Consider the following 21,266-nt stretch of genomic DNA (forward strand, 5'->3'; position numbering starts at 1 on the left):
AATTCCTTTCCTGTATTTTTGAATGTTTTGTTATAATTCACTTTAATGTTTACTGTCATTGGACTTACCTCTTTCTTTTTGATGAATTTAGTATAGCCCGAAAAACTTAAAACAGGCTTATAGATTTCTTTCAGAAAACTTAATTTTAAAGAGGCTATTACAAAACGCCTCAATTTGAAAATATACGTTGCAATAAACCAACGACACAATAGCTAATTGACTTTTAGTTAGTGGTAGAACTTGCGAAACAGGGTCTCAAGGTTATTCACTTTTCAAGTTTAGTAGAGTTTTAGATGAGAGATAGGACTAAAAAATTTTAGTCCTATCTCTCATCTTTTTTGATGTATCCATCATGCTGACTAAAGTCAGTCCAAATAACCCTGCTTATCCAAATAAAGTGCTACAATATGCCAGTCTGCATGCGTTCGCCAATCAGGAATAGATACAATTTGGCTAGCAACTTTTCTGGCTTCCTCTAAAATCGGATAATCCTCTACAATATCCGCCACCTGAAATTCTGGTAAACCAGACTGCCGAGTGCCAAAGATTTCACCAGAACCACGCATTTTCAGGTCTTCCTCAGCTAAGACGAAACCGTTAGTCGTTTCCGTCATGATTTTCATGCGCTTCTTACCAGATTCAGTCTTGGGATTAGCCACGAGAACCGCATAAGATTGCTTGTCTCCACGTCCTACCCGCCCGCGCAATTGGTGGAGCTGACTGAGCCCAAAACGATCCGCATCCATGATTAGCATAACCGTAGCATTTGGCACATTAACACCGACTTCAATGACTGTTGTAGATACCAGAATATCTATTTTTCCTTTCTTAAAGCCCTGCATAATGGCATCTTTTTCATCGTTCTTCATTTTACCATGTAGCAGAGACACTTGTGCTTTGTCACCGAAATAAATCTTTAATTCCTCTTCCAAAGCAATAGCATTTTTTAGATCTAGCGCTTCTGACTCCTCAATCAAAGGAGAGATGACATATACCTGAGCACCTCGTTGCAGCTCTTTCTCCAACCAATTGAGAACCACATTCAGCTGCTCGTGCTTGACCCAGCGAGTGATAATCGGCTTACGCCCCGCTGGCATTTGATCAATAACCGACACATCCATATCGCCAAAGGCAGTGATCGCAAGTGTCCTCGGAATCGGTGTTGCAGTCATCATGAGAACATCAGGATTATCCCCCTTTTCCCGCAGAACCCGTCTCTGCTCCACTCCAAAACGATGCTGCTCATCAATAATTACTAGGCCCAAACGATGATAGGAAACTCCTTCTTGAATCAAAGCATGAGTGCCAACAATCATATCTACCTGACCAGCCTCAATAGCTTCTAGCGCCTCTTTTCGTTCTGCTTGCTTCATTCCTCCTGTCAATAAAACTATTCGTAGTTCAGGAAAAAGTTGGCTCAAGCTATCAAAGTGCTGTTCTGCTAAAATTTCAGTCGGTACCATAAGAGCAGATTGCAAACCAGCTGTATAGGTAGCGTACATAGCTAGACCCGCAACCACCGTCTTTCCACTACCCACATCTCCCTGCAAAAGCCGGTTCATATGGGTTGGTGCTTTCATATCTTGTAGAATTTCATCAAGACTCCGCTTCTGGGCAGCTGTCAATTCAAAAGGTAGCAGTGTCAGCTTTTTTTCTAATAAATCATCTCGCCAAAGAATAGCTAACCCTTGACTCGCATTCTTGCTTTCGCTCTTTAGGACTTGTAACTGCATTTGAAAGTAAAAAAGCTCTTCAAACTTGATTCGACGCAAAGCTTGTTTGTATTCTGCCAAATCTTTTGGAAAATGCATCGCGCGCACAGCTTGGCTACGTCCCAATAGTTGATAATGACCTAGCAGAATTTGAGGTATATTTTCTTCCAATAGAAGGTCTAGGCCTTGGTCAAAAGCTATTTTAATAGTCTTTACTAAACTCGTTTGACTAATCCCCTGAGCCACCCGATAGACTGGTTGCAAATCATCTTCTACTTGTGCTAAAATTTTCATTCCAGTCAAACCAGCCTTGGCCTTATCCCATTTGCCAAAAATAGCAATAGTTGAACCAAGTGCTACCTTATCTGCTAGATAAGGCTGATTAAAAAAGTTGACGGCAAGGACCACTTCACCTTGCTTGATAGTAAAACGCAGGCGATTACGCTTATAACCATAATACTGCACGTTAGCCGGTGTAACGACCACTCCTGAAACAACTGCCTTTTCACCATCTTCCAATTCTAACACATTTTTACTTTTAAAGTCTTCATAGCGAAATGGAAAATAGAGCAGCAAATCCTGCAGGTTCTCAATACCAAGTTTACTCAATTTTTCGGCAGATTTTGGTCCTACACCTGGCAGAACCGTTAAAGGTTGGTGTAAATTCATAATTCCCCTTCAGTTCTGTTTCTCAAAAATTTATAAAAGCAGACTAAAACAGATCCCCTCTGACAAATCTTTGGAGTGTTTCCGACTGCTTTTAAATGTTAACTCACTTTTTATAGATTCTAGGTACACGGTCACTAAGCAAACAGACCACTTCATAATTAATCGTTCCACGTTTTTCTGCCACATCTGTTGCAGAAATAACCTCTTCCCCGCTTTTTCCGATGAAAACAACTGACGTACCAATAGGATAAAATCGAGGCAAACGAACGGTAATCTGATCCATAGACACACGTCCAACGACAGGACAAGCTTTCCCATCAATTAGAACATTAAAACCTTGCATATCTCGCGTCCAACCGTCAGCATAGCCTAGTGGAATCGTCCCAATGAACTGTGGGCTATCGCTAGTGTAAGTGGCTCCGTAACCAATATCTGCCCCTGCTTCTAATTGCTTCACATGAACCAGTTCTGAAATTAGAGAAAGAGCCGGTTTCATTTCATAAGGAAGCTCCAAGGTACGGCCGCTGGGATTGAGGCCATAGATTATATCACCCAAACGAACTGCTTTCATAACAGTATCTGCATGCCAAAGAGTCGTCGCAGAATTGCTAGCATGAACAATCGGGGGAACAATATCTAATCGCTCTAGAATTTCTTTAAAACGTGCTAACTGTGCCGCAAATTTTTGCGTATCTGCCTCATCAGCTGTCGCAAAATGGGTAAAAATTCCTTCGACCTGAGCCCCTACTTTTTTCAAACGGTGAATCGCTTCTTGAGCGTCTTGGCTATTCCGAAAACCAATCCGACCCATTCCAGAGTCGATTTTTATATGAACAACCAATCCAGTTACATCTATATTTGATTGTAACAACAAATCAATCCATTCTAAACTAGCAACCGTATAAGTAATCTTGTATTTCATTGCCAATGGAACAGACTGGATAGTTGATACTCCCAGAACCAGAATTTTTTTTGAAATACCAGCTTCTCTCAGTTCCAAGGCTTCATCAATATTGGAAACACAAAAACCATCCACAATTGGCTCGATAGATTGCGTAACAGCAACTGCACCGTGACCATAGGCATCTGCTTTAACAACGGCCCATTTTTCAACATCACCTGGTATATGTGCCGCAATTTGTTTTATATTAAAATGGATAGCCGCTAAATCCACAATTGCCTTAGTAGGTCGATGATTACTCGTTTTCATGATATTCCTCCAAAATCACACTAGCTGTAACAATATTACCTGCATGGCTGATCGATACCCAGACCTTGCCAGAAAAAGGGGATTTGGTGAAAATAGGCGCTCCTTTTTCATTATTTAAAATTTCTAAATCCTGAAAGGTGACACAACCAATGCCAGTTCCCCATGCTTTAGAAAACGCCTCTTTAGCAGACCAACGCCCCGCCAAATATTCCATTTTTCGCTTACCAGTCAGCTTTTCAAATCTGTCAAATTCTGCGGCTGTCAAAACTTTCTTGGCAAAACGAGCATTTTTTTCATAAACTTTTTGAATAGAAGAAATTTCCTCTATATCAATACCATGTCCTTTAATCATCTTTTTAAAAAGAGTTGAGACTAGTCTCAACTCCATCCTTTTTATTTTTCATTTTTAGATAGGGTAGTATAAATTTCCTTGACTAATCTGACTGTATTATCCCAACCCAAACAAGGGTCTGTGATGGATTTTCCAAACACTTCAGGCTCATTTTGACGGCCATCTTCTAAGTAAGACTCGATCATAAAGCCACGTACAATTTTTTTGATTTTCTCATTCCAATCACGATTGATTAAAGTTTGACGGACAATTCGCACCTGTTCTAAATACTGTTTTCCAGAATTATCATGGTTGGTATCAATGATGATAAAAGGATTTTCTAAGCCCATTTTTTCATATTGAGCAATCGTATCTAGTAAATTATCATAGTAATAATTTGGAATGTTCTTTCCGTATTCATCAAGACCACCGCGCAGAATAGCATGCGCTAAGCGATTGCCTGAAGTTTCTACTTCCTTACCAGCAAACAAGAAACTTTGTTTGTTTTGGGCTGCATAAATCCCATTAAACATAACATTAAGATTTCCAGAAGTGGGGTTTTTTAAACCAGTCGCAACGTCAGCTCCACTAGCTACAAAACGGTGTTGCTGATCTTCCACAGAACGTGCCCCAACAGCCATATAAGAAATCAAATCATCTACTAACGGAAGATTTTCCGGATACAGCATTTCATCAGCTGTCGTCATTCCCGTTTCTGTAATAACACGATAATGCAAATTGCGCACTGCTTTAATGCCATTGATTAAACTTGGGGCTGCTTTCGCATTTGGTTGATGAATCAAGCCTTTATAGCCGTCACCATTGGTACGAGGTTTTGCCGTATACACACGCATCACCATAAAAATACGGTCTTTTACCTCTTCTTGAAGGGTAGATAAACGTTTTGCATATTCTAGAACAGCTGCTTCATTATCAGAAGAACATGGGCCAATAACCAACAGAATTCGATCATCTTCTCCGCGAATAATTGCGTCTAGTTCCCGATCTCGTGCTTCTTTCTTGGCTAAAGCATCTCCTTCTAATTTTGATATATTGCGAACTTTTGCTACATCAATTGGCTGACTAGTTGCTTTAAATGTCATAATCTCCCCCTATACACTACTTATCTATGGCGCCCATGACAATTTTTAAACTTCTTACCAGAACCACATGGACATAAGTCATTGCGCTTCACTTTTGTCAAATCGATATCACTAGGTAAGCCAGATTTTTGTGCTGCAATATTACGTGTTGCCGTTGTACTGATATGGTGTTCCGTCCGTGGACGCTCTTGCTCATGAATTTGAGCTTTCATCATCAGCCGTGTAACATCAAACTCAATCGAACCAATCATATCATTAAACATGCGGAAACTTTCTGCTTGATATTCAACAACCGGATTGTTTTGTGCATAACCTCGGAGTCCAACAGCATTACGTAATTGATCTAAAGCATCAATATGGTCAGTCCATTTATTGTCCACTACACGCAGAATCAAAACTTTTTGGAATTCTCTGATTGATTCTTCATCTCGCAATTTTGCGACCTGATTGTCATATACTTCCAGTGCTCGTTGATACAAGTTTTCCTTTATTTCATCATCTGATAAGTCGATTAAGTCTGATATGTTGATAGAGTCTTCGGGCACCAGATTATATTTCGCAAAATTCACAATAGCTTCGATTTTTTCTTGCTGTTCGGCACGACTATTGCCATCTACAAAACGATTAATAGTCCGCTTCATCATAGCGTGAATTTCCGGTGCTAAATCACGATCAGCCGTAATGACATCATAACGTTGTGCATAGATAATCTCACGTTGCTCACGCATGACATCATCATATTGAAGGACTTGTTTACGTGTATCGTAATTGTTCCCTTCAACACGCTTTTGGGCTCCTTCCACTTGACGAGTAAACATTTTGGATTTGATAACCGACTCTTCTTCACTCATTTTGAAGCGTTCCATAACTGCTTTAATCCGCTCTGAACCAAAACGACGCATGAGCTCATCTTCAAGTGACAGATAAAATTGCGACTCCCCTGGATCTCCCTGACGTCCGGAACGACCACGAAGCTGATTATCGATACGACGACTTTCATGACGTTCTGTACCAATGACACAAAGCCCACCTAACTCGCGAACGCCTTCACCAAGTTTAATATCCGTACCACGACCAGCCATATTGGTTGCAATCGTTACAGCACCTCGCTGACCAGCATTCATAATGATTTGCGCTTCTTTATAGTGATTTTTCGCATTCAATACTTCATGAGGAACTCCAGCTTCGACTAATTTTTTAGAAATATAATCACTCGTTTCAACAGCAACTGTCCCCACAAGTACAGGTTGCCCTTTTTCATGACGAGCTTTCACATCTTGGACAACTGCTTTAAATTTTGATTCAATACTTGGATAAAGAAGGTCTGGGTGATCAATACGAGCCACCGGACGGTTGGTAGGAATTGGAATCACTCGAATGTTATAAGTTTCGCGGAATTCTTCTTCTTCTGTCTTGGCCGTTCCTGTCATCCCCGACAATTTCTTATACATACGGAACAGATTTTGGTAAGTGATAGAAGCTGAGGTCTTCGTTTCATCTTGAATTGGTACACCTTCTTTAGCTTCAATTGCTTGGTGGAGTCCATCAGAATAGCGGCGACCTTCCATTGTCCGACCTGTAAATTGGTCAACAATCAAAATTTCCTGTTCTTCACTAACCACATAGTCAATGTCCAACAGCATAATATAATTTGCACGAAGAGCATTGTCAACAAAGTGAGTCAGTGCTACATTTTCAATGTCATACAGGTTTTCTAGTTTGAAATAACTTTCTGCCTTATCAATCCCCGAATCAGAAAGTCCAATAGTTTTAGACTGAACATCAATAATATAATCATCTTTGTTTAATGATTTTACAAAGCTATCCGCCATATGATAAAGCTGATTTGTATCAGACGAAGTTGGTCCAGACACAATTAAAGGTGTACGAGCTTCATCAATCAAAATAGAGTCCACTTCATCAACCAAAGCATAGTTAAGTGGGCGTTGCACCATATTTTCAGCACGCACTACCATATTGTCGCGCAAATAATCAAACCCAATCTCTGCATTCGTTGAATAGGTAATATCGCAAGCATAGGCTTCTTTCTTTTCTGCTGATGACTTTGCGGCAAGGTTAATACCAACAGAAAGTCCCAACCAAGAGTACAATTCACCCATTTCAGTTGCGTCACGTTCTGTCAAGTATTCATTGACCGTAACAACATGGACACCTTCACCAGATAATGCATTCAGATAAACCGGCATGGTCGCTGTCAAAGTTTTTCCTTCTCCAGTACGCATTTCTGGTACATCTCCATGGTGCAAGACAATCCCTCCCATAATCTGTACGGGGTAAGGGAAGAGGCCCAACACGCGCTTTGCCCCTTCACGGACAACGGCAAAGGCCTCGTAAAGCAAATCATCTAATGACTCGCCATTTTGATACCGTTGCTTGAATTCATCTGTCTTTGCTTTCAAAGCTTCATCTGACAAAGCAGCCATTTCGTCTTCATAAGCCATGACTCTCTTTGCCATTTTTTCTAGTCTTCTTAACTCACCTTTATCGTTTTCGATAATTGTTCTTAAAATATTCGCCATTTTCTTCCTTACTTGTCATAATTTTTATTTAAAACGTTCTTTTCATTATAGCATTTTTTGCTACATCTTTCAAGAAAATTAAAAGATAAAAACGGCAGTTCCATTTGACACCGCCGTTTTATATTCTTATTCTTTTAAATGATAAGAATAGCTAGCTACAACAACATTTTCATGCCATCTGAGAAAATATTTCAATTTCAGACTCATTTGGTTATGTAGCATATTTTGCCAGCTATGATTTGGAATGAACTGTGGCACTAATACCGTCACAGTATAACCTTTCTTCTGTGCATTACGAGCGACTTTTGTCACATACTGTACTGTTGGTCTGATGATATTACGGTAACTTGTTTCTACATTGACAAATTGGATATCTGAAAAATAGTGTTTAAACTCACTTGCTACTTCTTCATCTTTTTCTTGTGTTTCTTTAGTAGATACGTGCATAGCAATCACTTCATCACCAATACTACAGGCATAATTCATCGCACCGGCACTAACACGCGTAACATTCCCAACAAGGACTAAAACCAGATTACCTGCATAGTTCACTCGTTCGACTTCTTTATTCAAGCGCAGTTGATTAGCGACTTTGTTATAATGATTTTTGATTGTTAAGAAAATCCAAAGCAAAATAATAATAATTGGGAAGAATGGCCAGATATCTCGCAAACGGAAAAGCAACAAAATCGCCACAATCGTGTAACAAATCGCTGCACCCAGAATATTTGTTACAGAATATTTTAAGAAATGTTTTCCATACTGTTTGCGCCAATGTAGGACCATTCCTGTTTGAGAAAGCGCAAAAGGTACAAATACACCAATCGTATAAAGTGGAATGAGCCGCTCAGTATTCCCGTTGAAAATCAATAACAGAAAAATTGCACCAATAGCCAAGGTCAAAATCCCATTTGAGTAGCCAAGACGAGCACCTTTCTCCATATACATATGTGGCATATATTTATTTTTTGCCATATTGTAAGATAGCATAGGAAAGGCCGAAAAGCCTGTATTAGCCGCTACAGCAAGAATGAGAGCTGTTGACAATTGGAAAACATAAAAAAGAAGCTGTCCAATAGGTGAATTTCCTAAAATAGCCTGTGCCATTTGAGCAAGCGTCGTAACGCCCTTTATCGGAACAATTCCAATCCAATAATTTAAAAAGGTAATGCCAGCAAACATAAATCCAAGAATCGCTGCCATAATTGCCAAAGTTTTTGCCGCATTTTCAGCTTTTGGTGTTTTGAAAAATGGGACAGAATTTGAAATAGCTTCCACACCTGTCAAAGAGGCTGAACCGCTCGTAAAAGCACGTAACAGAAGCACTAAGCTAACACCTGAGATGGATTTTCCGATAGGAGCCGTTGCATGATAGGATAAATTTCCCAGCAATAATTGCAATAAGCCAAAGCCAATCAAGAAAACAGTACTTGCGATAAACAAATACACTGGAATCATAAGAGAAACTGCAGATTCCCGCAAACCACGTAGATTCATCAACATTAAAACCAGCACTAAAATAATAGAAATATGCAAATTATAAGGATGCAAAGCAGGAATTGCTGACGTAATCGCATCTGCCCCAGACGAAACGGATACCGCTACTGTCAACATATAATCAACCAGCAAACTACCACCTGAAATCAGACCAGCTTTTGGTGAAAGATTTTCCGTTGTAACCATATAAGCCCCACCACCTTGTGGATAGGCATGAATCACCTGACGATATGAAATGGTTAAACTGGCCAGCAAAATCAGCACCACAATGCCAATTGGTAGCGACCACCAAATCGCACCAGCAGATACAGATACCAACACTAAAACAACTTGTTCAGGTCCATAAGCAATTGAAGACAGAGCATCACTTGATAGCATAGCTAGAGCTTGCAACTTTGTTAATAGGTTTTCTTCTTCTCCCTCATTGCTTGATTTCAAAGGGCGCCCAATAAAAATATTCTTCAGCTTGGAAAACATTTTTTTCTCCTAAATTTTTCAATATCAGCCATTATAACGTTTTTCTGAAACACTATCAACGTTTTCTGAAAATGACATCAATTTTTAATATAACTGACAATTCCTGCAAAAATATAAGGATTATACAGTTGGGATCGCTTTGCAATTACGTATAAAAATAAGTAAATTAATGGAGAACTATGTCATAAGGTTTTAGATTTGAAAAAGCAAGCACACTCCGTGAAACTTCTGTTTTTTACTTGGCGAACTTTTTCGACTCATACTATTTTACTTCTTGATTTGGTTTAATGAAGTATTGCAAGGCAATACGATTCTCTGGATGTCTATCAACAAGATAGAGCACTAGTAAGAAAAACCATTCCAGTGGTTTCATAAGAAAATAAATCAAATCTGCCTGCCAAGCTTTCTTAATGTGCCGCGAAATAGGATAGCCGTAACGGTCATAAAAATCTCTGATGAGACGGTGGGTTTTAGGCATTTTTTCTTCTAGAACTTGCTCAAAAGCATTAGCAACGAGGAGCTGGCGGTTAACCACAATCCGATGTCCGTGCCGAACACCCATACGAAGTGGTTTCACGATTTTTCGATGTCCTGAAGCACCTACAGTACACAGATAATGTTCATCATAAGTTACACTAGGCGGTGATATTTTTTGTGACAGCGTCCAATCACTAGTATTAATCCACATTTTAATTAAAGCAGCGGGCTCTTGACCAAATAAAGTCAGAATCATAAGGGCAACCCCTAAGATAGGTAGGAGTAACAGCAGAGCCATAACTGGAAGATGATAGCTTTTTGATAAGAAGCCAGCTAATTTTGTTCGCCAAGGCTTCTGATAAGTAACCTGATGTTGCTGCTGATTCCATGAATGAATCGTCTGAGTGATAACGCGCAGACAAATAAGAGCATAATTCCAAGGCATAAGACACATGAGAACATAGGCTGGTAAACCCAGTGAGTTAGAAGTAACATTAGTGATAATTGTAAACATTTGAATAGACCAGGTAAAAGAAAGGGCGATTCCAAGATAAAGCAGTCCTATACAACTGGCCAGGACTAGAGGCGGTAGTTTTTTGAAAGGAATAAAATTTAAAACAAAGTACCCAACAAGACTCAGCAGAATTAATGTAACAAAAGTCGGAATAGCATCTGGCCAAATTGGAGCGTGTAGAGCGTCATTCACATTTACTTCAGTCCAAGGATTGTCACTAATCTTAAATATTTGATTCCCAACAAAAATTGTCAACAATGGTCCAAAGGTAAGGATTAATATGTCATTAGTATCTGTATTTGATTTTTTTACTAAATCTGTGTTTAGTTTTTTTGCTGATGTAAGACCATTTATCGTTTTAGTAGTAACAATGATTGGGATTGCTATCAACAATAATATTAGAGGTAAAACAATAAATAAACCAAGCATTTTTTCTCCTTTTAAATGTAAAATAGTATAGCTACCGATTTCTAAACTTCACTCCTTCAAATAAGTAATTAATAGAGTGTCCCCCACTCTGGTGATATTGATTTTTGCATAACAAATATTCAATATCTATCATATCTTCACTTTCTGGAGGAATGGGAAATATTGTCAAAGATTACTGTCAAGAAGTCTCTTTTTCATCATTGACCTCCTGTCACCGACTCTAGACGGCTTAAAAACTTAGATACAGGTTAAAATAGCCTTTACCACTTCTCCCACTGCGTTTTCACAGTTACTTGACCGTAATTCTTCGGTGAATACTTGCTTTTATAAATAGAGCACCAGTCTTTTAAGACTTTTTGATTCACGATTTTTTCATAGTAAGCATCTAAATCTTTCGCAGTAATGCCGTATTTCTTCAGATAAGATCTGACTTGGGTTTCGTCTTCAATATATTTGTCGGAATCACCCTTTTCTAAAGCGATTTTAACAGATTTTGTTAAAGTCCTATCCTGACGAGTATATTTATTCCATATTCTAACTCGGACATTTGGGCCAATTTCTTTTTCAAAGTATATAAGAATATTATTATTTTTGTTTAAAAAACTAAAATCTATCGCTATTTTTGTATAATTCCCTGTTTTAGCAATATCCTTATACAAAATACTTGGATAAAATTTTGAATCATCGCTATATTCTTGATAGCTATGTACTTCTACATCAGTCAATTTGTTAAAAATATTATTCAATCGATACGTTTTCTCCGTTTCTTGATAGATCTCATCAAAAATATTTTTGGGCTGATTCATATAGTAATAAATGCCTGCCGATAAACTAAGTAGAAGACAAGCTAAAATACTGATTGTCTTTTTCATCATTGACCTCCTGCTACCGCTTCAAGCCGGTTTAAAAACTTAGATACAGGTTAAAATAGCCTTTACCACTTCTCCCACTGCATTTTCACAGTTACTTGACCGTAATCCTTTGGCGAATACTTACTTTTATAAATAGAGCACCAGTCTTTTAAGACTTTTTGATTCACGATTTTTTCATAGTGAGCATCTAAATCCTTCGCAGTGATACCGTATTTCTTCAGATAAGCTCTGACTTGGGTTTCGTCTTCAATATAATCATCTGATGCCCCCGGTGCCAAAATTACTTGAACAGTCTTTATAAGTGTCTTTGATATTGGATTATATTTAGCTACAACCCACAACTTTGTCCCCGAGTTGATTTTTTTTTCAAATGAAATCGACATTATACTAGATTTCCGTATAAAATTAAATCCAATTCTTATTTCAGTGTATCCCTCTGAAAGACTTTCTCTCTTATAATTTCCAAATGGAGTATATTTGAAATATTCACCATCACTAGGCCAGACTGCTCTAATATCAAAACCATCTATTTTCCTCAAAATATTATTCGCTCGGTATGTTCTCTCCGTCTCCTGATAGATTTCATCAAAAATATTTTTGGGCTGATTCATATAGTAATAAATGCCTACCGATAAAATAAGGAGAAGGCAAACTAAAATACTGATTATCTTTTTCATCATTGACCTCCTGCCACTGCTTCAAGACGACTTAAAAACTTAGAAACATCTGAATAGAGCTGGGCAATATAATCCTTAACGGCAGGTTCGGCATTTTTGTTAATCCCATTTGGAACCAAACTGTCGTAAATGGTCTTCTTCACTCTCTTCCAATCCTTATTTTTCAGAAATTCTTTCTCCCGAACAGAATGGTCTTTTTGCACATCCTTGTAGTAGGAAGACATAGCACTTTGATAAGATTGCCCTTTTTTCATCCGACCAATGATATTGACAGAGTCCAGATCTGCCTTGTAATCATCCTCACCAATGCTCGGTTTTCTTTCGTTGGCATTATAGGTGGTATCTCCTTCCCAGCCTGCTAAATCCTTGACATGTTCCCTGCCACCATAAATGTCAGACAGCTGCACACTAATCGGATTCAGATGGGTGCCCATGGTGACAGATTGGTGGGTGAAGTCTACATCAATTTTGCTGTAATAACCAAGCAATACTACCACTTCTCCCACTGCGTTTTCACAGTTACTTGACCGTAATCCTTTGGCGAATACTTGCTTTTATAAATAGAGCACCAGTCTTTTAAGACCTTTTGATTCACGATTTTTTCATAGTAAGCATCTAAATCTTTCGCAGTGATGCCGTGTTTGTTCAGATAAGACCTGACTTGGGTTTCGTCTTCAATATAGTTATTTGAACCATTCTCTTTTATAACAATTTCTACAGTTTTAGCTAAATATTTATCTTTAGCACTATACATATTCCATAGTGACAAGCTAATTTTTGAATCCAATTTTTTTCTAAAGGATATTGATACTGTTTTTCTATTTCGTTTAAAATTAAATCCAACTCTAATATTAGAATAGTCGCTACCTTCCTCTTCGATTTCATAGGTACCAAATGGAGTGTACTTATAACTGTCACTATCCGCCGGCCAAACCGCTCTAATGTTAAAGCCATCAATTTTCCCTAAAATATTATTCATTCGGTACGTTCTCTCCGTTTCTTGATAGATCTCATCAAAAATATTTTTGGGCTGATTCATATAGTAATAAATACCTGCCGAAAAAATAAGAAGAAGGAAAACTAAAATCCCGATTATCTTTTTCATCATTGACCTCCTGCCACCGACTCTAGACGGCTTAAAAACTTAGATACATCTGGATAGTTTTTCGCAATATAATCCTTAACGACAGAATCGGCATTTTTATTAATCCCATTTGGAACTAAACTGTCGTAGATGGTCTTTTTCACCTTTTCCCAATCCTTATTTTTCAGAAACTCTTTCTCCCGAACAGAATGACCTTTTTGTACATCACTGTAGTAAGAAGACATGGCACTTTGGTAAGATTGCCCCTTTTTCATCCGACCAATGATATTGACAGAGTCCAGGTCTGCCTTGTAATCATCCTCACCAATGCTAGGTTTCCTTTCGTTGGCATTATAGGTGGTGTCTCCTTCCCAGCCCGCTAAATTCTTAACATGTTTCCTGCCGCCATAAATATCAGACAGCTGCACACTGGCAGGATTCAGATGGGTGGCCATGGTGATAGATTGGTGGGTGAAGTCTGCATTCCCCCTTCCATCATTGGAATAAGCTTTTAGCCTTTCATCCCAAAACTTGTCAAATCCTTCTGTTGTGCCATAAACTAATTTGTAAGAATTCTTAGCCGTTTCATAATAATCAGGATCTTGTTTTACCATATCTCCTGTCGTAGATAGTGTTCCTCCAGCCATTTCATGCTGTAAGCTCAGATTATACTGTAACTGCTTAGCTTCTGCCTTACTGAGTCCTAACTCCTGAAAGATGTCCAGCAAGGATTTCGGCACCTTCTGCTTCTCACCCGTTACTGGATTAGACACAACTTCCTTGTAAAAATACCTGCTCAAATAGCCAGCTGTCTCATCCCACTTCACTCCATTATATGAAACGGAGCCAATAATTCTAAATAGAAGATAATCTCTTTCTTCCTGAGTGTAGTCGTCAAAAATACTTGAAAACTTCCGTTCAAGTCCCTGTTTCAACTTCAATATCTGCCTTGCTGTGGTGCTGTCAAAACCATATTCTGTCATCAGATGTTCCAGAAAGACCTTATCTTGTTTGCTTAAGGTCAAATCCTTTAGTGCCGCATAAGCTGAAAGGCGCTTGCTCCAACTTAAATCACTCGGCAGAGTGAATGTCTTGCTTTTACTATCCCAGCTCCGTTCTGCCTGTGCTAGCCCCCTTTGGAGTTGTAAATCAATCTCTTCCAACTCTTCAAATAAAGTGGCAGAATAAGTATCATAAACCCGCAAACCTTCTAAAATCACTTCATAAACTCGTTTATTCGCTTGATGACCACGAATCAGATCTGTATTCGTCCGGCGGAGATTCTGCTTTTCTGTCCTGGAAATCTCTAGTCTAGAAATACTCTCATAAATTGCCTCCAATTGATGAGTCTGCTCCTCTTCCTGACGAATCAAGCGAAGTAAGTCCTCTTCATCCCAGCTTTTGGTATCTACCCTAGCCTGATACTCCTCGGGAAGTTTGGCAATGGCTTTTTGCAGGCTTTCTGCATAGAGCTCACTACCTTGAGCCAATGGTAAAAGAATCGTTGAAAAGTAGGCTCTTGCGGAATCATATGCTTTGCCTTTCAAACTTTCTGTATCATTTGCGAAAACTTGAATGGATTGTTGCAGGGCTTGATAGCCTGCCATTTGAGCTTGGCACATCTTCTTCACACTATCTGCCTGTGCTTGTGATTTCCCCAAGTCCATCTTGATACTCATCCTACTTCTTCTCCTCTTCTTTACAACTTTCCTTTAGTTTTTCGTAATAAATAACATCCATCTTATCTTCCAGCCGACGTTCTTCAGCTTTGAGAGTAGTGATGCAATCATCGAAGTCATTGAAAAAATTGTTTTTATAAACATTTAATTGGTGGCTAGTTTCCTCCAATTGATTGGCATATTTACTTTGGTAGGTAGCTTCATAAAGTTCCATTTCCAAAGACTGATTATTGCTCATATAAATCTCAATGTCGTCTAAAATTCTTTCTGCTCGAAAACGACGATGAGACACTTCTTCTAACTGATACGACAATTGCCGCTCTTGCTGGTGCAACTCATCCCATCTACTCATATTATTTCCCCTTAAAAGATTTTGCACCAGCTTCATCAATAGCTTCAAACTCACTGGCTACCGAATGAAGATGATGGGATGCTGTATCAACAGCTGAAACAATTTTATTTAATAAAGTCTTCGATTGCCCCAGAACAGTATGTGCTCGTGCATTCCCTTCAAGCGTTGTTTGGTCATCTTGTTCTACGCCTGCAATTCCGCTTAGTTCTTGACCTGCCTTTCTTAGATTCGTTGCATAAGTTTGTGCAACTCCTGATTCACTTTTTATCATCCCCATATTATCTATCCTTTTATTAACAATTATTGCTATTTATTTTATCACAAATAACTGACCAAACATAGAAAAAACTGCTAAATGTCTCTTTCAATGCTTCAAATATATTTTAATTCCCCGCATTTACAATAACTACGCCATAATGCTTTACCTCATATAAAAGAGGTCAAGGAATTTCCCCCAACCTCTGATTTTTTATATCATTTTTTACGGATGACTGACAATCATTTCAAGATCTTGTCCCTCAAAAGTCCAAGCCTCCACGTCGCTTGGTAGGATAAAATGAGTTCCTTTTGCAATTGGATAAGTTTTCTCATCTACTGTCATCATCCCTTGTCCTGCCAGCACACTCACTAATAAATAAGGAGCCGTTTTCTCAAGAGTAACTTTTCCTGATACTTCCCACTTATAAACAGCAAAAAAGTCACTGGCCACTAGCAGCGTTGAGGCCAAATCATCTGCTTTCACAGTAACTGGTCGACTATTGGCCGGCGCACCGATATTGAGTACATCAATGGATTTTTCCAAATGCAATTCCCGCAAATTACCTTGGGCATCTTTTCGATCAAAATCATAAACACGATAGGTTGTATCACTAGATTGTTGAGTTTCTAGAATCAGAATACCAGATCCAATCGCATGCATCGTTCCACTTGGCACATAGAAAAAATCCCCAGCCTTGACTGGCACTTTTGTCAAGAGCGTATCCCATTCTTTCTTTTCAATCTGCTGGCGCAGCTCTTCTCGCGACTGAGCATTGTGCCCATAGATGATTTCTCCTCCTTCATCTGCAGCAATCACATACCAGCACTCGGTTTTTCCTAATTCTCCTTCGTGCTCCATAGCATAGTGATCATCCGGATGAACTTGAACACTCAACCAATCATTGGCATCTAAGATTTTCGTTAAAAGTGGAAAGACAGGTTCGTTACTATTTCCAAACAGATCACGGTGTTCAGCATAGACTTTATCCAAGCCCCTACCAGCAAAACGACCATTCTTTATGGTAGAAACACCGTGTGGATGAGCCGAAATCGCCCAGTATTCGCCCACTTTGTCACTGGGAATTTCATAGCCAAATTCATCTCGTAGCTTCGTTCCACCCCAGATTTTTTCATGCATAACAGATTGTAAAAATAATGGTTCCGACATCATTGCCTCCTTTTAATTATAGATAACTTAAATATTTTTAACATCTAAAAGAGAATACCCTCTCGTGTCAAATCGATTGCGACTTCTTGAATACTCAATTGGACGTCCAGTTTCCAAATAAACAACTTGCTCTACTTGCAAAATTGGATCCGTCTCTTGACAAGACAAGTAGGTCTGATCGTATTCATCTGGTTTTTCAGCTGTAATATGGCGATAACTTCCGGCAAATTTTAAGTTTAATTCGTCCCATAAATAAGCATAAATAGACTGAAGCAAAATAGTCTCATCCAACCCTGGCACCAACTCACACGGCATATAGGTATGTTCCAACACATAGGGCCTCTCATCAAGCAGACGCAAACGTATGATTTTATAAACCGGCGCCGTCACCTCCACTTGCAGGCGCTCTGCAATCTCGGCTTCTGGAAATTCAACTGTAAATTGAACAATTTTACTGGTTAATGTTCGATCATCATTTTTGAAATCTTGACTCAAGCCATTGTAATTATTCAAACGAAATTTTGAATCTTCTTTATCCCAAAAAGAGGAATTTAACACTCTCGTTCCATTTCCTTGTTTGGAAAAAATCAATCCCTCAATGGTTAGAATCTCAATGGCTTTTTTTATAGTCATTCGGCTAACACCGAACTCTTTTGATAATTCAAACTGAGTAGGCAACATGGAGTCTACTGGGTAGACTCCATTTGCAATTCGATCTCGAAGTATATTTGTTATTTCTTCGTATTTAGGCATAAGATAGCTCCCGCGAATCTCTCTTTCATATCATTATAATACAGAATCAGGTTGTTTGTCCAGCATACGAAGGAATGGATACCAGATAAGACCTACAATGACCATATCCACCAATTGAAGAATACCTCCTAAAATAGAATTGGTTGCTAGTATTCCGCTAAAGAATATGGGCACTGTCCAAGGAACTGCCACTCCTGTTGGAGCCGGAACAATCCCCAAGGTCATCACAATATAGTTAAATGCAGTAACAATAATTGGTGCCAAGACCCACGGAATCAAAATAGTCGCATTCAACACGATTGGCAAACCAAAGATAACTGGTTCGTTAACATTGAAAATTCCAGCACCTAATGCCAAGCGACCCACGTTCTTATACATTTTCTTTTTCAGAACAAAAGCCATAATGATGACAACTGCTAAGGTCATACCTGAACCACCAAGTCCTACAGTAAATGTTTCCATAAACGATTTTGAAATGATATTCGGTAAATGCTTGCCGGCTTGATAAGCTTCCAAATTGTCCAACATCAAGGTATTCCAAATAGGATCCATGACAGAATTGACAAGAGTTTGTCCATGAAGCCCAAAGAACCATAAAAATTGCACAAAGAAGATTGCAAGCAAAGTTGCCCAGATACTGCGCCCCAATCCAACCAATGGTATTTGAATAACCTTGTAAATAATATCATGAAGATTTGCATTTAAAAATCCTGTCAAACCAGCATTGACAAACAGGAACACCACTAGAGTTAACATGGCAGGAACTAAAGCCGCAAATGATTTGGCTACTGCAGGCGGAACGCTATCTGGCATTTTAATCTGCCAACCTTTTTTCGTCGCCCAGCAATAGATTTCTGCTGCTAAGAATGCAACAAGCATCCCGAGAAACATCCCTTTAGCTCCTAAACGATCTAAACTAAGAACCCCTGAAACCTTTGCTCCTTTATCCGTCATCGTGTAAAACGGTGTCAAAAGAAGGAAACTAGAAAAGGAAATAGCTCCACCAAAAATCCCTTCAACTTCATAACTCTTAGACAAATAATAGCCAATACCAAACGTTACAAAAACTGTCATAATTGACATCGTTGCATTTTGTCCACTGCTAAATAGATTAGACAAAGTAGCTTTCGTTGCATCATTGAAAAACGGCAAATTGTTAAATACGACTACAATTGAGCCAAACATCGTTAATGGGAAGGAGAGCATAAAGGCATCCCGCAAAACAGTCAAATAACGATTGGCCGCGAGCTTGTTTGCCAATGGCAATAACTTATCACCGATTTGATCTAGAAACTTGTTCATCAATTATCCCTCTTTTTCTTTTTTGATACTTTAACTATACTATATTCTTCAAAAAATGTCTATACTTTTTAACAAAAAGATTGACTTTTTCTACAAAAGGTATAGAATTGTGTTGTAAAGATTTTTTAAAAGGAGAAAATATATGACATTTTTAACATTTCCAAAAGGCTTTTTCTGGGGAACTGCTTCCAGTGGGCCGCAAACAGAAGGTCGATTTGACGGTGATGGAAAAGGAGAGAATATCTGGGACTATTGGTACAACAAAGAACCTGAAAAATTTTTCAACCATATTGGACCTGATAAAGCTTCCTATAATTATCAGTATTACAAAGAAGATGTGCAACTAATGAAAGCAACTGGACACAATTCTTTCCGCACTTCTATCCAATGGAGTCGGCTAATCCCAGAAGGTGTTGGTGCTGTTAATCCACAAGCCGTAGATTTTTACAATTCATTCATTGATGAACTGATTACAAATGGAATTGAACCATTTATTAACTTATACCATTTTGACATGCCAATGGCACTACAAGCAAAAGGCGGTTGGCTTAATCGGGAAACGGTTGATGCTTATGTAAACTTTGCAAGAACCTGCTTTGACCTATTTGGTGACCGCGTCAAATATTGGTTCACTCACAATGAACCCATTGTTCCCGTCGAAGGTGGCTACCTCTACAATTTCCATTATCCAAATGAAGTCAACATGAAACACGCTGTACAGGTGGCTTTTCACGAAATGCTCGCCAGCAGCTTAGCTGTCAGAGCCTATCACGAAAAGCAAGATGGTAAAATTGGGATTATCCTCAACTTAACCCCAAGCTATCCGCGTGATGAGAATAATCCTGAAGACGTCAAAGCTGCTCAAATTGCAGATGCTTTCTTTAATCGCTCTTTCTTAGATCCTGCCATCAAAGGCGAATACCCTGCTGATTTGATTGCTCTTATTAAGGAACTAAATATGGTGCCAGAACACACAAATGAGGATTTAAAGACCATTAAAGAAAATACCATTGACTTGCTTGGTGTCAATTATTACCAGCCACGTCGAGTTCAAGCCAAAGAAAAACCTATTGATAAAAATCCGCAGAATCCTATGCCAGATGATTTCTTTGACTACTATGATATGCCAGGAAAAAAAATGAACCCTTATCGCGGTTGGGAAATCTATGAAAAAGGAATCTACGACATTATGATGAATGTTCGTGATAACTATGGAAATCTTCCTTGCTATATCTCAGAAAATGGTATGGGGGTTGAAGGTGAAGAACGTTACATCAACGCAAATGGTCAAATTGAAGATGAGTATCGTATCGAATTTGTCAAAAATCATCTTCGCTACCTTCATCAAGCTATCCACGAAGGAGCCAATTGCTTAGGATACCATATGTGGACTTGTATGGATAACTGGTCTTGGAATAACGCCTATAAAAATCGCTATGGCCTCATTGCTGTTGACCTAGACAAACAAGGCAAGCGAACCATTAAAAAATCAGGTTATTTCTTTAAAGAACTGTCTGACAAAAATGGTTTTGAAGACTAACGAGTTGATAATAGCAGAAAAAGCTGGTACAAAATGTACTCAGCTTCTTTTGCTATTTTTTACCTGACTGACAAAGTTATGATCCTTGAAACAGGAAATTTAACGGTTAAAATTCCTATCACAACTATCTACGGAGAGAGCATTCTACTCAATCTCCCAATATTTTTTTAACGAATTCTTCACAATCGCATTTATCATTCTTTATGATATCAGCTTGGCTAACTCCTTGAGGAACAAATCGAAACACTATAAAAGAGGCTGATGTGCGATTTCTATTCACCAGTCGATGAATGCTATTTTTAACACGTAGGACATCGCCTTGTTTCACTTCTGCTCTTTCTAATGTCGCATTTTCTATTGTCTCTATAGATATTTTTCCACTAGTAACGACAATCACTTCTTCAACCTGTTGGTGGCGATGCCAATCTTGAATACTCCCTGGTGGGATCTTGTTTGTATGTACTTCAAATTCTGGGTATAAAAAATATTGGACTTCTGTTCCATTTTTCTTAACTCGAGAAAGAGCTTCTTTACTGTTTCTGATTTCAATTTCTTGTTCCATTATTTTCCTCCGCATCAAAAACTCTTTCCAGTCAAAGTTTGACTAGAAAGAGTCTCTATT

At 38.7% G+C, this 21,266-nt stretch carries 18 protein-coding genes and 1 pseudogene; 1 reads left to right on the forward strand and 18 read right to left on the reverse strand.

The features are described from left to right. Window positions 1-365: 365 nt before the first annotated feature. The 17 genes and pseudogenes from recG to celB form a co-directional block, all read right to left on the reverse strand. Entirely contained in the window at window positions 366-2,381 is a 2,016-nt protein-coding gene (recG, locus tag HMPREF1654_RS09185) for an ATP-dependent DNA helicase RecG (protein ID WP_003075749.1), read from the reverse strand. 103 nt (window positions 2,382-2,484) lie between these two features. Continuing rightward, window positions 2,485-3,591 carry an alanine racemase gene (gene alr, locus HMPREF1654_RS09190; protein ID WP_003075741.1) on the reverse strand — a complete coding sequence of 369 codons (1,107 nt, stop codon included), beginning with the start codon at window positions 3,589-3,591 and terminating at the stop codon, window positions 2,485-2,487. Continuing rightward, a complete protein-coding gene (gene acpS / locus HMPREF1654_RS09195) occupies window positions 3,578-3,943 on the reverse strand; it encodes a holo-ACP synthase (RefSeq protein ID WP_009569309.1) in 366 nt (121 codons plus the stop codon). Before acpS ends, alr begins: the two co-directional genes overlap by 14 nt. Window positions 3,944-3,984: 41 nt before the next feature. Beyond that, window positions 3,985-5,025 (reverse strand): 3-deoxy-7-phosphoheptulonate synthase, encoded by a 1,041-nt coding sequence (locus HMPREF1654_RS09200; RefSeq protein ID WP_003075862.1) that lies wholly within the window; start codon window positions 5,023-5,025, stop codon window positions 3,985-3,987. Between the two features lie 20 nt (window positions 5,026-5,045). Continuing rightward, on the reverse strand, window positions 5,046-7,565 hold the full coding sequence (gene secA / locus HMPREF1654_RS09205; protein WP_003074440.1) for a preprotein translocase subunit SecA: 2,520 nt from the start codon (window positions 7,563-7,565) through the stop codon (window positions 5,046-5,048). 126 nt (window positions 7,566-7,691) lie between these two features. Then, window positions 7,692-9,539, reverse strand: coding sequence for an APC family permease (locus HMPREF1654_RS09210; RefSeq protein WP_003076120.1), 1,848 nt, complete (start codon window positions 9,537-9,539; stop codon window positions 7,692-7,694). Between the two features lie 262 nt (window positions 9,540-9,801). Then, complete coding sequence (locus tag HMPREF1654_RS09215) at window positions 9,802-10,959, reverse strand: DUF6688 domain-containing protein (RefSeq protein ID WP_003075909.1); 1,158 nt, start codon at window positions 10,957-10,959, stop codon at window positions 9,802-9,804. Window positions 10,960-11,219: 260 nt separating this feature from the next. Further along, window positions 11,220-11,831 (reverse strand): T7SS immunity protein TipC2, encoded by a 612-nt coding sequence (tipC2, locus tag HMPREF1654_RS09220; RefSeq protein WP_003076213.1) that lies wholly within the window; start codon window positions 11,829-11,831, stop codon window positions 11,220-11,222. A gap of 62 nt (window positions 11,832-11,893) precedes the next feature. Beyond that, the gene (locus HMPREF1654_RS09225; protein ID WP_003076005.1) at window positions 11,894-12,508 is read right to left on the reverse strand and encodes a TipC family immunity protein; all 615 of its coding nucleotides are present in this window, start codon (window positions 12,506-12,508) and stop codon (window positions 11,894-11,896) included. Continuing rightward, window positions 12,508-12,972: pseudogene (locus HMPREF1654_RS09230) on the reverse strand (hypothetical protein); the annotation flags it as partial. The pseudogene HMPREF1654_RS09230 and the gene HMPREF1654_RS09225, both read right to left, overlap by 1 nt. A 26-nt stretch (window positions 12,973-12,998) precedes the next feature. After that, the gene (gene tipC1 / locus HMPREF1654_RS09235) at window positions 12,999-13,613 is read right to left on the reverse strand and encodes a T7SS immunity protein TipC1 (protein WP_003075919.1); all 615 of its coding nucleotides are present in this window, start codon (window positions 13,611-13,613) and stop codon (window positions 12,999-13,001) included. Beyond that, window positions 13,613-15,271 (reverse strand): T7SS effector LXG polymorphic toxin, encoded by a 1,659-nt coding sequence (locus HMPREF1654_RS09240; RefSeq protein WP_003075835.1) that lies wholly within the window; start codon window positions 15,269-15,271, stop codon window positions 13,613-13,615. Before HMPREF1654_RS09240 ends, tipC1 begins: the two co-directional genes overlap by 1 nt. Window position 15,272: 1 nt before the next feature. After that, the gene (locus HMPREF1654_RS09245) at window positions 15,273-15,623 is read right to left on the reverse strand and encodes a DUF3958 family protein (protein WP_003075847.1); all 351 of its coding nucleotides are present in this window, start codon (window positions 15,621-15,623) and stop codon (window positions 15,273-15,275) included. 1 nt (window position 15,624) lies between these two features. Continuing rightward, window positions 15,625-15,900 (reverse strand): TIGR04197 family type VII secretion effector, encoded by a 276-nt coding sequence (locus tag HMPREF1654_RS09250; RefSeq protein WP_003075976.1) that lies wholly within the window; start codon window positions 15,898-15,900, stop codon window positions 15,625-15,627. Window positions 15,901-16,104: 204 nt separating this feature from the next. Then, window positions 16,105-17,049 carry a mannose-6-phosphate isomerase, class I gene (gene manA / locus HMPREF1654_RS09255; RefSeq protein ID WP_003076029.1) on the reverse strand — a complete coding sequence of 315 codons (945 nt, stop codon included), beginning with the start codon at window positions 17,047-17,049 and terminating at the stop codon, window positions 16,105-16,107. Between the two features lie 27 nt (window positions 17,050-17,076). Next, window positions 17,077-17,802, reverse strand: coding sequence for a GntR family transcriptional regulator (locus tag HMPREF1654_RS09260; protein ID WP_003076141.1), 726 nt, complete (start codon window positions 17,800-17,802; stop codon window positions 17,077-17,079). 33 nt (window positions 17,803-17,835) lie between these two features. Further along, on the reverse strand, window positions 17,836-19,104 hold the full coding sequence (gene celB, locus HMPREF1654_RS09265; RefSeq protein WP_003076131.1) for a PTS cellobiose transporter subunit IIC: 1,269 nt from the start codon (window positions 19,102-19,104) through the stop codon (window positions 17,836-17,838). Window positions 19,105-19,246: 142 nt separating this feature from the next. On the opposite strand from celB, the gene HMPREF1654_RS09270 reads away from it, so the two are divergent. Continuing rightward, on the forward strand, window positions 19,247-20,644 hold the full coding sequence (locus tag HMPREF1654_RS09270) for a glycoside hydrolase family 1 protein (protein ID WP_003075777.1): 1,398 nt from the start codon (window positions 19,247-19,249) through the stop codon (window positions 20,642-20,644). Between the two features lie 148 nt (window positions 20,645-20,792). Here the strand turns inward: HMPREF1654_RS09270 and HMPREF1654_RS09275 are convergent, their stop codons facing one another. After that, window positions 20,793-21,206, reverse strand: coding sequence for a cupin domain-containing protein (locus tag HMPREF1654_RS09275; protein WP_003075980.1), 414 nt, complete (start codon window positions 21,204-21,206; stop codon window positions 20,793-20,795). Between the last annotated feature and the right edge of the window lie 60 nt (window positions 21,207-21,266).

This window comes from Streptococcus intermedius SK54 = ATCC 27335, from assembly GCF_000413475.1.
GTDB classification, from domain to species: domain Bacteria; phylum Bacillota; class Bacilli; order Lactobacillales; family Streptococcaceae; genus Streptococcus; species Streptococcus intermedius.